The sequence below is a fragment of the Meridianimaribacter sp. CL38 genome, from assembly GCF_004328055.1.
GTDB lineage: Bacteria > Bacteroidota > Bacteroidia > Flavobacteriales > Flavobacteriaceae > Gaetbulibacter_B > Gaetbulibacter_B jejuensis.
The window spans coordinates 226,184-240,362 of sequence record NZ_QKWS01000003.1 but is presented as its reverse complement, the minus strand read 5'-3'; the positions used below and the strand labels follow the sequence as shown (position 1 = coordinate 240,362).

Here is a 14,179-nt window from a genome sequence, read left to right as displayed (position 1 = left end):
AGTTTTGGTGTAAATCGAAATTATTAATTGATTATATTTTTAACGAAAAATGACCTCTATATTCTTTTCCTTCAGGAAGTTTTAAGTAATACCAATAATCGTCAGGTGTTAATAGTTTACCATGTAATAAACCATCCCAACCATTTGATGTGTTTGGGTTGAAAGCTCTTAGAAGTTTACCATACCTGTTAAAAATGTAAATTGTAATATCAGGATAATCGTTTGGGTCTAATCCTTTTATGTTCCATGTGTCGTGTCTTCCGTCGTTATTTGGTGTGAAGTATTTAGGAAACCCAATAATATTAAATGTTTCATAACTAATATTGCAGTTAAAAAGGTCTTTAATATATACTGTATGAGATCCTGCTTCTACATTAGTAAATACATTGCTAGGTTGGTAGATTCCGTTAGGGTCATCTAGTGAAAATACAAAATCTCCAATTGTAGCGATGAGGTTTATAGTTACATCATAATCGTTTATAATTATGCTTTCTACTTGAGCAGTTTCAATTTGATTAACAGTAACAGTTATATGCTTTTCACAGTTTAAAGCAGGGTCAATTATTGTTAAATTGTAAATACCAGGTTCGTTTATGTAAATCTGATTGGTGGTATCATTAGTATTCCATAAATAATTAAAGTTAGAAACATCACTATTACTTAAACCAGAATCAATTATTATTGGAAATTCAGAAGGACAAACATTAATAGTTTGGTCGTCAATTAAAGGAAAGTCTTTTACAATTAATTCTAAAACGCCACCACCATAACATACGTTATCACTTTCAGTTCTAATATAAAGGCTAGTAGAAGATGAAGTATAGTTTAATGGTACTGCATTTATGCCAATAGCAGCATCTTGTTGTGTTTCATGAAAGGTAACATTAACATTTGTAGGTAAGTTGAGTGTGTTTACTATATTTTCAACTGCATTATTTAAATCAAATTCAGCGATACCAGAATTATCTAAATCACAGGTTTCAAGTTCAAAACTATTTAAATCAACTGATTGTGTGGTTTCTAGTCTTATTGATGCGATATTAAAACATTGTGTATTGGCTTTGTATATTTTGGCATATAATATTTCGCCTTGGTATTGATTTTCATAAACATTGTTTAAGGCATTTGAGTTGTGTTCATCAGCTAGAGCTTCTGCTTCAGAATGGTAATAGTAAACCTGAATAGCTTCAGAAGTGTTGAAGGTTAAAGGTCCATTGGCTAAAGCTAAATTAAAGGTTGCAATACCATCATTTGGGTCGTTGTCATACGAGTCGCATTGTACCAAATCGTAAGTGTTTTGCATTACATTAGGAGCTTCTGAAATATTTATTTGCTTAACCATTGGGTCATACTCGACACCATTAATTGATAGTGTTAATGTAGCTGTATAAGTTCCTGGTTGGTCATAAAAATGATAAGCTTCTTCGTTAGTTGAGGTTTGACCGTCTCCAAAATTCCATTCTACAGTATCATAAGGCTCTTCAGAAGTTATAAAAAAATGAGTGGTATCACCAAGACAGGTAAACTCGTAATCAAATGTGTAAAGAAATATAGATTGTATAAAAGGCGGAAGTCCTAGTTGAGCAGTTTTTCCTTCTAAAAAAAGAGAATTATGAGAATAGTTACATGCAGAGCCAATACCATTTGGGTTATTTATAACAGATAGATATTCTCCTTCTCCAAAAACAGGATATCCTGCTCTGTAAATTTTACCGTTAATAGCTAATTGTAAAGCGCCAGCAACATTTGAAGAGCTGTTAACGGTTTGCTGTGTAGCCTCAACATTAGCAGCCTCGGTTTGGTATTGATACAAATAACTTGTAACAAATAAATCGTCCTCATCAAAAACGCTAGTAGTAACATATAGTAACTCTGAATTAGGCGAAAATTCAACTCCGTAAGGATAGGTATTTGAAATTACGTTTTTTTGATTGCTTACAACACCTGTAGCGTTATTAAAATCGTACAATAATACCTTTCCTGATTTTTTTGTTCCGTTTCTCGGGCTACCTAGATTTGTTGAGCTATGTGCTATTGCAATTTTTTCTCCATCAGGTGATACTTTTAAGTACCCAATAGCAGTAACATTTGCACCTTCTTCATTAATCCTAGGCTCTACCATTTGTTGAACCGAAGAAACAACAGGAGTATCAACAACACCAGTATAGTCAACTAAAAACGCATAAAATTTATTTCTAAAATGTGTAATAACCCAAACAGCGCTTCCGTCGCTATGTGTTACAGCTGTGATTTTTTCGGAAGATTTATATTCGCTTTGAGTAGCATTGTTAACGTCATAAGTGATTAAATGTATGTTTTTTTGAGTATCAACAACATCACCTAAGCCATTGTTAAGTGTCATGTCAACTTCAGAATAATTAACACCATCAATAGGCTCGTCTTCTGTTAAAAAATAACTTGGTTTGTCAATAGTAAAAATGTAGTAGGAGTTTGAATTACCAGGTTTAGGGATAATAAGTGCAGATTCTGTGCTAGAAGAATGTCCTAAAAGTCCTTCGCCATTAGGCATAACTTGATGTTGTCTATCCCAAATAGTTCTACCATCAGTATAGAACAATAAACTACCATTAGCATCAGAAATTGTAGCGCATCCTTCTTTGGTAATGAGCTGCCCATTTAATAAAACTGAAGGATCATCTCCAGTGTTAAAATCAAGACCAGCATTGTAGCCAAAATACCAAATAGCAGATTCGTTTTGCGAAAACAAGCTAATAGTAGTTAAACAAAAAATAATCAACAAAAAGCGTCTTATCATGAATAACCTAATTATTCACCTTGAAAAAGGAGAACTTATAATAAGTAAATATAACTATTTGATTTTTAAGTTGAATACATCAAACAGTAAATGAAGTCAAATTATCTAATTTTTGGATAACTTGAAGGGTTTACTTCATGCATAACATTATAAACAGCCTCAAAAATATCTTCGGAAGAAGGTTTTGAGAAATAATCACCATCAGTACCATAAGCAGGTCTGTGTGCTTTAGCTGTTAATGTTTTAGGTTGACTGTCTAAATATTGGTAAGCGCCTTGAGTATTTAATATTTCGTTTAAAATATATGCCGAAGCTCCTCCTGGAACGTCTTCATCAATAACCATTAATCGGTTTGTTTTTTTAACACTCTTCACTATATCATGGTTAATGTCTAGAGGAAGCAGTGACTGTAAGTCAATAACTTCTGCATCAACACCAACTTCTAGAAGCTCTTTAGCAACATCTTCAACAATACGAAGTGTTGATCCATAGGATACCAAAGTGATGTCTGTTCCTTCTTTAACAGTTTCAACAACACCAACAGGTGTTTTAAGTTGTCCTAAGTTATTAGGCATTTTTTCTTTTAAACGGTAACCATTTAAACATTCTACAATAAGTGCAGGTTCATCACTTTCTAAAAGCGTATTGTAAAATCCTGCAGCCTTAACCATATTTCTAGGAACAAGAATATTAACACCTCGCATTAAGTGTAAAATTCCACCCATTTGAGAACCAGAATGCCAAATACCTTCTAGTCTGTGTCCACGAGTACGAATAATTAATGGTGCCTTTTGCTTGCCTAAAGTTCTGTAATACAATGTAGCAAGGTCGTCACTAATGATTTGAAGTGCATACATTAGGTAGTCTAAATACTGAATTTCAGCAATTGGACGCAATCCTCTCATTGCCATTCCAATACCTTGACCGATAATTGTTGCTTCTCTAATACCAGCATCAGCTACTCTAAGTTCACCATATTTTTTCTGTAATCCTTCTAAGCCTTGGTTAACATCACCAATATTTCCTGAGTCTTCACCAAAAACTAAGGTTTCAGGATAGTTGCCAAAAATGGCATCAAAGTTATCTCTTAAAATTAAACGTCCATCAACTTCTTCTGCATTGTCATCATAGGTTGGTTCAACCTCTTTAATATTTAGTACAGAATGTTTGGTTTCGCTATATAAATGCGAGCTGTATTTTGGTTGAACCCTGTCTAAGTTAGTGTTAATCCAGTTTTGTAATGTTGTTTTTTCTGCTGATTCTTCAGAAATCACATAACGAAGTGCTTTTCTTGCAGAAGAAAATACATCTTTTCTGATAGGTTCTTTTATAGCAGATAAATCATTGACAAGTTTTGTTAAAAACACCTTGTTTGGACTAGAAGATGCAAGCTTAGTTAAAATATCAATAACTTCGTTTTGCTCTTGCTTGATTGGTTTTAAGTAAGCATCCCAAGCTCTTTTTTTACCTTCTCTTACTTGTTTTTTTATGTTTTTATCAATGCTGTCTAATGTTTCTTCATCAGCAATATTATTGCTAACCATCCATTGGCGCATTTTTAAAATACAATCGTGCTCAGCTTCCCAAGTTAAACGCTCAGGAGATTTGTAACGCTCGTGAGATCCAGAAGTAGAGTGACCTTGAGGTTGTGTAAGTTCAACCACGTGAATCATTACAGGAACGTGCTCTTCTCTTGCAATTTTAGAAGCCTGTTGGTAGGTTTCCATTAATGCTACATAATCCCAACCATTAACTTTAAGTATTTCGTAGCCTTTATGTTTATCGTCTCTTTGAAATCCTTTTAAGATTTCTGATATGTTTTCTTTAGTAGTTTGGTGTTTAGCATGTACTGAAATTCCATACTCATCATCCCAAATACTTATTACCATTGGTACTTGTAATACACCAGCAGCGTTTATGGTTTCAAAAAATAAACCTTCACTAGTACTCGCGTTACCAATTGTTCCCCAAGCAACTTCGTCACCATTTACCGAAAACTTAGTAGCATCTATACCTTTAACATTTCGGTATATTTTAGAAGCTTGAGCTAATCCTAATAAACGAGGCATTTGACCAGCAGTAGGAGAGATGTCAGCGCTTGAGTTTTTTTGTTGAGTTAAGTTTTTCCAGTTACCATCTTTGTCTAAACTGTGAGTACCAAAATGACCTCCCATTTGTCTTCCTGCCGACATAGGGTCAGCTTCAATAGAAGGATGTGCATATAAACCAGCAAAAAACTGGTCAATGGTTAGCTCACCAATAGCCATCATAAAGGTTTGGTCTCTGTAATAACCAGATCTAAAATCTCCATTTTTAAATGCTTTTGCCCATGCAAGTTGCGGGACTTCTTTACCGTCACCAAAAATTCCAAATTTTGCTTTACCAGTCAAAACTTCACGTCTACCCAACAAACTACATTCTCTGCTTGTAACAGCAATTGTGTAATCGTTTATGACTTCGGCTTTGAAATCATCAAAAGTGATGTTGTTTATAGTGTTTGGTTCAGTATGCATTTATAGAGGTATTTTTAAGTTGCAAATTTAGGGAAACTTTCTGTTCTTTACAATGCCTAAATTTGTTATAATATTAAGAATATATCAAAAAAAAGCAAATATTTTTAATATTTCTCTATTAAATCGATAAAAATTAAGAATCTGTTAATAAATTCCTAATACCACTTCCTTCTAAATAGGCCTAAAAGTGCTTGTGGGTCTACTGTAAATTTAAACCTTATTTTTTGATCGTAATGTGGCTGAGCAATTTCCCATCCTAAATTGGAATATACAGGGAAAAATACTTCAAAATAATCTGGCACTAAGTTTAATCGTATTCCGGAGTCATAAACGACTTCAGCATCAGAGTATTTGTTTTTTACAAGACCAAGGTCTCCATAGGCTTCAATATATTTCCAAATGCTTGTACTGGTATTTATAGTTGTCATCCATTGGTTGGCAAAAGCAGGTCTTAACTTTGATTTAAATCCACCTTCGGCAATGATAATTTGTTGACTAAAAATACCAGAAGCTTCAGAGCGTCCTAAATAATCGTAATCAAATAAATAATCAGTAGGTCTATCTAAAGCAAAACTAAAGTAGTTGTTATTGGCATTGGTTTTATTGTATAAAAATGTACCAGCAAAAAACCTAAAGTTAAATTGTCTGTTATTTTCAGAAAGCTTACGATACTCGTAGTTTACAGCTATTTTACCAAATTTATTGGCTATTTGAAAGTCTGTATAAATTTTATAAAAATCAACCAAACCAGGATTAGAGTTTATATATCTAATATTGAAAACACCATAATCTGGTTCTTCAGTCAATACAAGATTGTTGTCTTCTTGCTTTCTTGAAATATCCAAATACCTTAAGTTAATGTAGTTAGACTTATTAGACCTAAAGTTTTTGTCATCTCTAAAATAAAATGAAAGTGTAGGCGATACTATGGTTACAAAAGCATTTTCAGCAAAAGATGAATAACTAGCGGTTAAACCATAGGTAATATTGTATAGGTTGTTGTTTTCAATGTTGTGAGTAAACAAAACAGTTGAAGATCCGGTTAAGGTCTTAGAGTTTGTTGAGTATTGTGGAGAAAACTTGTAGTTTAATTTTTTACGCAACAATGTTTTATTATAGATTTTTGCTCCTAAATTTAAACCATCGTAAATATTTTTATACTCTACAATTGGCATTAAAAATACTTGGTTGTAATGAGGATCTTCAATATCCTTAAATAATCGAAATTGAAATGGTTTATTGTTGAAGAAAAAACCTTTTAAGGATTTTTGGTTATCTCTTAGGTTTATTTCTGGTATTGCATTATCGTAATTTAAAACCAGCTTATTAGCGTCATTTCTTGGTATGGTTAACGTTTTACTTCCATTAACATTTTCTATCCAAGTTTTAGAAAGTATTGAATCGTTATTTAAAGTAAATAACGACACAGGCATTGCATTTTTACGCTTGTTTTTTATAGTAAATGTTATTGAATCTTCGGTTTTTGAAACATTTTTAATTTTAAAATCAATCTTTTTTCTTGTTGTTAGATAATCATCAAAAAACCAATCGATATCTTTTGAGGTGTTTTGTTTTAAAAGTGTTTCAAATGCTTTAGAAGAAGTTGGTTTTAGCCTAGTTTCTTTTAAGAATTGAACGATAGTCTGCTCAAGTACATTTCCATTAATAAAATCGTCTAAGTATTTTAAACCCAAACCTGCTTTATACTTACTTGCAATATTAGCATTGAACTTTAATAAAGAATCTTTAGACATTGCTAACGGTTGATCTCTGTTAGTACGAGTCATTTGCATAAAAAACAACAGGTATTGGTCGTTGAATTTTAAATCGGCAGCATGAAAAGATCTTACTCCCCAAACATCAGCTAATGTTCCTAGAAGCTTCATGTCTGGATAATGTTCTTCAATATATTTCATTAGAAAATAAACCTGAAAACTATCTTTTAGCCAATAGTCTTTACGAGGATTTATCAATAATGTATTTTCAAGATATTTGTTGAGAGCTGTTCTTAAAAGCTTCAGTTCGTATTGAAAATTATCAGGAAAAGGCCTAATAAAACTTGGTAACTGGTTAAGGCCATACAAAGGGTCTTTTTTATACTCAATTTCGGTTAACAACATTCTTTCATGTGGATACTTTCCTAAGTTGTCATCAATAAAACTAAGTACTTTATCAGTTATAATAGCTCTTTCATGCGCTTCTAAGTTTTCTTCTTTTAAATTAGTAATAACAGTTACATTATCGGTTTTTACATATTTAAAATTAGGAAATCGAGCTAGAGATAAAAACGAATTAATACGATCTTTTCCATTTATAATAGTAATTAATGTACTATCAGTTTGGTTAAGCGCAAGCGTGTTTAACTCTGTCATGAGTGCATAGTTTCTTGGGTGCTCAATTTCAAACGTTAAGTCGGTTTTAGGTAGGTATAAATCGTCAAGATTTTTATTGCTGTAGTAATGCCATTCACCATCATAAATAGCAGGTGTTACATACCAATACTTTAAATTGAAATCTTTGGTTTCGGTTATTCCATAACTGGTAAATGTATCATTAGGAACAACTAAGTTGTAATTTAAAAGAATATTATACGATTCTCCTGGAGGAATAGCGTTGTTAAGTGTGATTTCAATAACATCAGGGTGGTTTTTTAAACGAGTAAACTCTAAATCATCACCTTCATTTTCTTTAACCGATGTAATATTTGTGTAGCCTCTTTCATCACTTTTAGCAAAATGGAATTTGTTATTAAATTCTTCAGTAAAACGTTTTGCTAACGGACTAGTTTTAACGGAGTAGGCGTTGTTCCAATCGTTTAAATATATGGTCTTTAAAGTGTCTTTTGAGGTGTTTTGATAGGAAATGTATTGCTTTATATGCAGAGTTTTATTAGGAATATCAAACTTTGCATTTAACTCAATTTTATTTTGAGCCCATGTACAAAGGTTTACTAATAAAAGTAGATATATAGTTATTACTGATTTCAATTCGCTACCACAAACTTTAAAGGGTTACTGTTAAATTGGGACAAGGTAATATAGTATAAACCATTTGATAGATTTGAAATATCTTCCCTAATATATATCGAATTTTTTAAAGGAATGGTTTTTACCAATTGACCAATACTATTATAAATAGTTATAGTCGTGTTAAAAAGTGCTTCAGAATGTATTTCTAATTCTAAAAAAGAAGTATTCAAAATATTTGAACCAACAAAGCGTATTGGTTGTTTTAACTCAGGAGTGTAGGTGTTTAGAGTCTCAGTAGTTTGTAATTGTAAAGTCACTGGTAAGTGATCGCTAAAATAGTACAGAGCATTTCTAATATTAAAATCAAAATCGGTTCCTGAACAATTGGCTGAATTTATTTCTTGATTATGACAAGAGGTATTAGCGTTATTACCAAATACTTTATAAGAATCATTTACATAAAAAATATCAGTATTGGTAAGCATGTTTTCTGAAGCTAAAATAAAATCAAATCTGTCGTCAAAACCACCTGTAGTTCCTCCTAAACCAGTTTGCGTTCTGGTTGACTGAGTAAAAACGTCAATATAGCTACTATTGTTGTGCCAACTTCCAATTCTATTAGCAGGATCAACAAATGTAATGTTATTTGAGGTGTTAATTAGTTCTTGAAAAGCAGGTTCAGAATGGGTGTAAACATTTAAGTCGCCTCCCAAAATAACGTTGCTGTTTGCTGGAAAAGTGGCCAAGTAATCTGTTAAATCTTGAACCATTTGAAATCGTAATGCTTGATTGTCTGTTCCGCTAGAAGCTTTTAAATGACAAACAATAACATCAATATAAATAGGGTTTGTGCTTTGATTTACAGTGTTTAGCTTTAATCTGTAATGATTAAAATCCCTATAAATAGTAATTACTTCATTCTGACTTTCTAAAATAAATTTTGAAGTGTCAAAATAGATAAGGTTTTGTAGGTCATTTTGATTACCAAGATTATCATCAGAATTATTAAGAACAAAAGCAGCTCTATTATAATTAGGATTTATGCTTTGCATCATAGCTAATATGTCATTAGCTCCATTTTCATTATTGAGTTCACAAACCATAAATAAGTCTGGTCGGTAATCATCAACAATGGTGTTAAGGTATTGCAACCTATTTTCTACATTGTTCTCTAGAGGATAGTTTAAAAGATTATAGAACATAACATTGAAGGTCTCTTGCGAGAAGAGACCATAAATATTAAGCATACCAGCTAATACAAGCAATGCTATGTTCTTCTTTTTCATAACTATATTTTAAAAAGCAATTTTTTTTAGAAGTTAGGACTCAAGTTGAATTCTTTGTAGAATGCATCAAGAATTTCTAAAACTTCATCAGCAGTATCCACCAAATGAATTAAATCTAAGTCTTTAGGGCTAATGTTATTGTGAGTTTCTAAAAGTGTAGCTTTAACCCAATCCATCAATCCGCTCCAAAACTCTGTTCCCACAAGTATAATAGGGAATTTTTCAATTTTATTGGTTTGAATTAAGGTAATCGCTTCAAACAACTCGTCTAAAGTTCCGAAACCACCAGGCATTACAACAAAACCTTGAGAGTATTTTACAAACATTACTTTTCTTACAAAGAAATAGTCAAAATCTAAACTCTTGTCAGAATCAATATAAGGGTTGTCATGTTGTTCAAACGGCAGCTCAATGTTAAGTCCTACCGATGTTCCTCCAGCAATGTGAGCTCCTTTGTTACCAGCTTCCATAATACCAGGTCCACCACCAGTAATTACACCATAACCATGGTCTACAATTTTGCTAGCAACTTCTTCAGCTAGTTTGTAGTATTTGTGGTCTGGTTTTGTTCTTGCAGAACCAAAAATTGAAACACAAGGTCCAATTCTGCTTAATTTTTCATAACCATTAACAAACTCTCCCATGATTTTAAAAATTGCCCAAGAGTCGTTTGTTTTTATTTCATTCCATCTTTTGTGATGTTGTTCGTTTCTCATAGTGTAAATCTTATTTTTGTAACACGCTAATTTAGTTCTTTTTTAAGGAATTGCGCAGTGTAACTTTTTTTGTGTTTTATTATTTCTTCTGGAGTGCCTTCAGCAACAATTTGTCCGCCACCTTTTCCGCCTTCATAACCTACATCAATAATGTGATCCATCATTTTAATAACATCCATATTGTGCTCAATGATAAGTACAGTATTTCCTTTGTTGGCTAATTTATTAAGCACTTGCATAAGTACACGAATGTCTTCAAAATGTAAGCCTGTTGTAGGTTCGTCAAGAATGTAAAAGGTATTTCCTGTATCTCGCTTACTAAGTTCAGTAGCTAGTTTAATACGTTGTGCTTCACCACCTGAAAGCGTTGTACTTTGTTGACCCAGTGTAATGTAGCCTAAACCAACGTCTTTTATGGTTTTTAGTTTTTTATGGATTTTAGGAATGTGCTCAAAAAAGTCTACAGCTTCGCTAATAGTCATGTTGAGTACATCGCTAATGCTTTTACCTTTATATCTAATTTCGAGGGTTTCACGATTAAAGCGTTTGCCTTGACAGGTTTCGCACTCTACATAAACGTCTGGAAGGAAATTCATTTCAATAACTCGTAAACCACCACCTTGACAAGTTTCACAACGACCACCTTTTACGTTAAAGCTAAAACGACCAGGTTTGTAACCTCTAATCATAGCTTCAGGTATTTTAGCAAAAAGGCTTCGTATTTCGCTAAATGTACCAGTGTAAGTAGCAGGATTGCTACGAGGTGTTCTACCAATAGGTGACTGGTTAATGTCTATAACTTTATCAATATGCTCCAAACCTTTAATGCTCTTGTAAGGCATTGGTTTTTTTACGCCATTAAAGTAGTGCGCATTCATTATTGGATATAAGGTTTCATTGATAAGTGTTGATTTTCCACTTCCTGAAACACCAGTAACTCCAATCATTTTTCCTAACGGAATAGTCACTGAAACATTTTTTAAGTTGTTACCAGTACAACCTTTTAGTTCAATGAATTTTCCATTGCCTTCACGACGTTCTTTTGGCACTTCAATAGCTTTACTGCCATTAAGATAATCGGCAGTTAGTGTATGATGTGTTTTTAATTCATCAGGTGTACCAATACTTATAATTTCGCCACCATATTTTCCTGCTTTTGGTCCAATATCAATAACATAATCGGCACGTTCAATCATGTCTTTGTCATGTTCAACAACAATTACCGAGTTGCCAATATCTCTCAATGATACTAATGAATTGATAAGTTTTTCATTATCGCGTTGATGCAAGCCTATACTAGGTTCGTCTAAAATATAAAGTACACCAACCAGTTGCGAGCCAATTTGGGTGGCAAGCCTAATACGTTGTGCTTCTCCACCAGAAAGCGATTTTGAGCTTCGGTTAAGCGATAAGTAATCAAGTCCTACATCTAACAAAAACTGTAATCGTGTTGAAATTTCTTTTAGTATTTCTTCAGAAATTTTAAACTGTTTTTTTGACAGGTGTTTTGGCAATTCTTTAAACCAATCTACCAAATCAACAATGTCTTTGTTTGCTAATTCAGAAATATTAAGACCATTAACTTTAAAGTATAAAGATTCTTTTCTGAGTCTAGAGCCTTCACATTCGCTACATTTTACTTTATCCATGTAGTCTTTTGCCCAACGTTTTAAAGATGTTGACTCTGCATTGTTGTATTGGCTTTCAATAAAATTAGCAACACCTTCAAACTCGATTTTATAATCTCTGGTAACACCAAGTGTTTTACTTTCTACCGAAAACTTTTCATTTCCACCATAGAGAATCATTTGTTTAGCGTCTTCAGGAATACTTTTGTAAGGATCGGATAAACTAAAGCCATAGCGATGCGCAATGGTCTCTAACTGTTTAAAAATCCATGAGTTCTTTTGTGGACCATGAGGTGCAAGTGCTCCTGATTTTATAGATAAACTGTCGTCTGGTATAATTTTACGTTCGTTGATTTGATAAAGTCTACCAATACCATTACACTTTGGACAAGCTCCTTTAGGTGAATTGAACGAAAAGTTGTTTGGTTCTGGGTTTGGATAAGAAATCCCAGAAGAAGGACACATTAGATTTCTACTAAAATAACGTACCTCGTTAGTGTCTTGGTCTAACACCATAAACACATCGTCTCCATGATACATGGCTGTATTTATGGTTTCTGTTAAGCGCTTATCGTTATCGGCAGAATTATCAATTTTAAGTCGGTCAATTACAATTTCTATATCATGCGTTTTGTAACGGTCTAACTTCATACCTTTTACAAGGTCTTTTATTTCACCATCAGTACGCACTTTTACAAAACCTTGTTTTGCAATTTGCTCAAAGAGTTCGCGATAGTGACCTTTACGAGATCTAATAACAGGTGCAAGAATATTTATACGTTTGCCATTAAAAGACTCTACAATAAGTGCTTTAATTTGCTCATCGTTGTAGCTCACCATTTTTTCGCCAGTGTTGTAACTATAGGCATCACTTGCACGAGCAAAAAGAAGTCTGAGGAAATCATATATTTCGGTAATAGTACCTACTGTAGAACGAGGCGACTTACTAGTTGTTTTTTGTTCTATAGCAATTACAGGAGATAGTCCATCAATTTTATCGACATCAGGACGCTCTAATCCACCTAAAAACTGACGCGCATAAGCCGAAAAGGTTTCGATATAACGACGCTGTCCTTCGGCATAAATAGTATCGAATGCTAAAGAGGACTTACCACTACCTGAAAGACCTGTGATAACCACAAGCTTTTCGCGAGGTATTGTAACGTCTATGTTTTTGAGGTTATGGACTCTTGCGCCTTGAACCTCTATATGTTCTTCAAATTGACTCATAGAATTGCAAAGTTGCAAAGGTACAGATTTAGTAATACAAAACGAAGTGAAGCTGTTTTAGAGTTTTGTTAAAAAGATATTACTGAGCGTATTAGTTTTTGTTGAATTTTAAAATATAACTGATCATAAGGTAATTTGGAAAAAAGTACAATGTTATGATGCTAAAAGGCATAAAAGTGTATATTAGTGAGTGTAAATTTTGATTTGTGAAAATGAAAAACAAAAACGTAGCATTTGTTCTGTTAAGCATGCTTATGTATTTAGGATGCAATTCAAAACCAGAAAAAAAGAAAATAGAAGATACTAGTAATACAATAGTAGTATTAACAACTAATTATGGCGAAATAACCTTAGAGCTTTTTAATGACACTCCTAAGCACAGAGATAATTTTATAAAACTGGTCAATGAGCATGCTTATGACAGCTTGTTGTTTCATCGTGTCATAAAGGACTTTGTCATACAAGGAGGAGATCCTGATAGTAAAAATGCACCATTAGGAAAGTTTTTAGGTGAAGGTGATTTAGATTATACTGTACCAGCTGAATTTAGACCAAATTTGTTTCATAAACGAGGTGCCTTGGCTACTGCAAGAGAAGAAAATTTAACAAGAGCATCAAGCGCTATGCAATTTTTTATAGTTGATGGTAAAGTGTATAACGATAGCTTGCTTAATGTTGCTCAACAACGCATTAACACTATGACTGCTCGTTATCATGTAATTAAAAGTAAAGCGCATAAGCCTTTGTTTGAAGCATTAAAGATAGCAAGTGAAGGTAATGATGAGCAGCTCGTAATTAAGCTTAATGATAGTATACAACAATTAGCTGAAATTTATACTGATTTTGAAGCCTACACTATTCCTGAAGCACATAGAACAGTTTATAAATCCATAGGAGGTATTCCGCATTTAGATCAAAATTATACTGTTTTTGGCGAAGTAATTGAAGGAATGAATGTAGTAGATTCAATTGTAAATTTGCCAACCGATGAAAATGACAGACCTTTGGAAAATGTAATAATTCTTAGTACAGAACTAAAAAATAGATAGACTGATACAACT

The 14,179-nt window shown here is 33.0% G+C and carries 7 protein-coding genes; 1 reads left to right on the top strand and 6 read right to left on the bottom strand.

Features of this window, described 5'->3' with window-relative positions; all coding sequences use genetic code 11:
- Positions 1-31: 31 nt before the first annotated feature.
- The 6 genes from DMZ43_RS08905 to uvrA form a co-directional block, all read right to left on the bottom strand.
- Positions 32-2,776, bottom strand: coding sequence for a T9SS type B sorting domain-containing protein (locus DMZ43_RS08905; RefSeq protein ID WP_131507563.1), 2,745 nt, complete (start codon positions 2,774-2,776; stop codon positions 32-34).
- Between the two features lie 101 nt (positions 2,777-2,877).
- The gene (locus DMZ43_RS08900) at positions 2,878-5,289 is read right to left on the bottom strand and encodes a thiamine pyrophosphate-dependent enzyme (protein WP_131507561.1); all 2,412 of its coding nucleotides are present in this window, start codon (positions 5,287-5,289) and stop codon (positions 2,878-2,880) included.
- 155 nt (positions 5,290-5,444) lie between these two features.
- Complete coding sequence (locus DMZ43_RS08895) at positions 5,445-8,276, bottom strand: metalloprotease (protein ID WP_131507559.1); 2,832 nt, start codon at positions 8,274-8,276, stop codon at positions 5,445-5,447.
- Complete coding sequence (locus DMZ43_RS08890; RefSeq protein WP_131507557.1) at positions 8,273-9,544, bottom strand: hypothetical protein; 1,272 nt, start codon at positions 9,542-9,544, stop codon at positions 8,273-8,275. The genes DMZ43_RS08895 and DMZ43_RS08890 overlap by 4 nt, the downstream gene beginning before the upstream one ends.
- A gap of 26 nt (positions 9,545-9,570) precedes the next feature.
- Positions 9,571-10,260: a TIGR00730 family Rossman fold protein gene (locus DMZ43_RS08885; RefSeq protein ID WP_129760586.1), complete on the bottom strand. Its 690-nt coding sequence runs from the start codon at positions 10,258-10,260 to the stop codon at positions 9,571-9,573.
- A gap of 26 nt (positions 10,261-10,286) precedes the next feature.
- Positions 10,287-13,118 (bottom strand): excinuclease ABC subunit UvrA, encoded by a 2,832-nt coding sequence (uvrA, locus tag DMZ43_RS08880; protein ID WP_131507555.1) that lies wholly within the window; start codon positions 13,116-13,118, stop codon positions 10,287-10,289.
- Positions 13,119-13,330: 212 nt separating this feature from the next.
- Between uvrA and DMZ43_RS08875 the strand changes: the two genes are divergently transcribed.
- On the top strand, positions 13,331-14,167 hold the full coding sequence (locus tag DMZ43_RS08875) for a peptidylprolyl isomerase (RefSeq protein WP_131507553.1): 837 nt from the start codon (positions 13,331-13,333) through the stop codon (positions 14,165-14,167).
- Positions 14,168-14,179 lie beyond the last annotated feature (12 nt).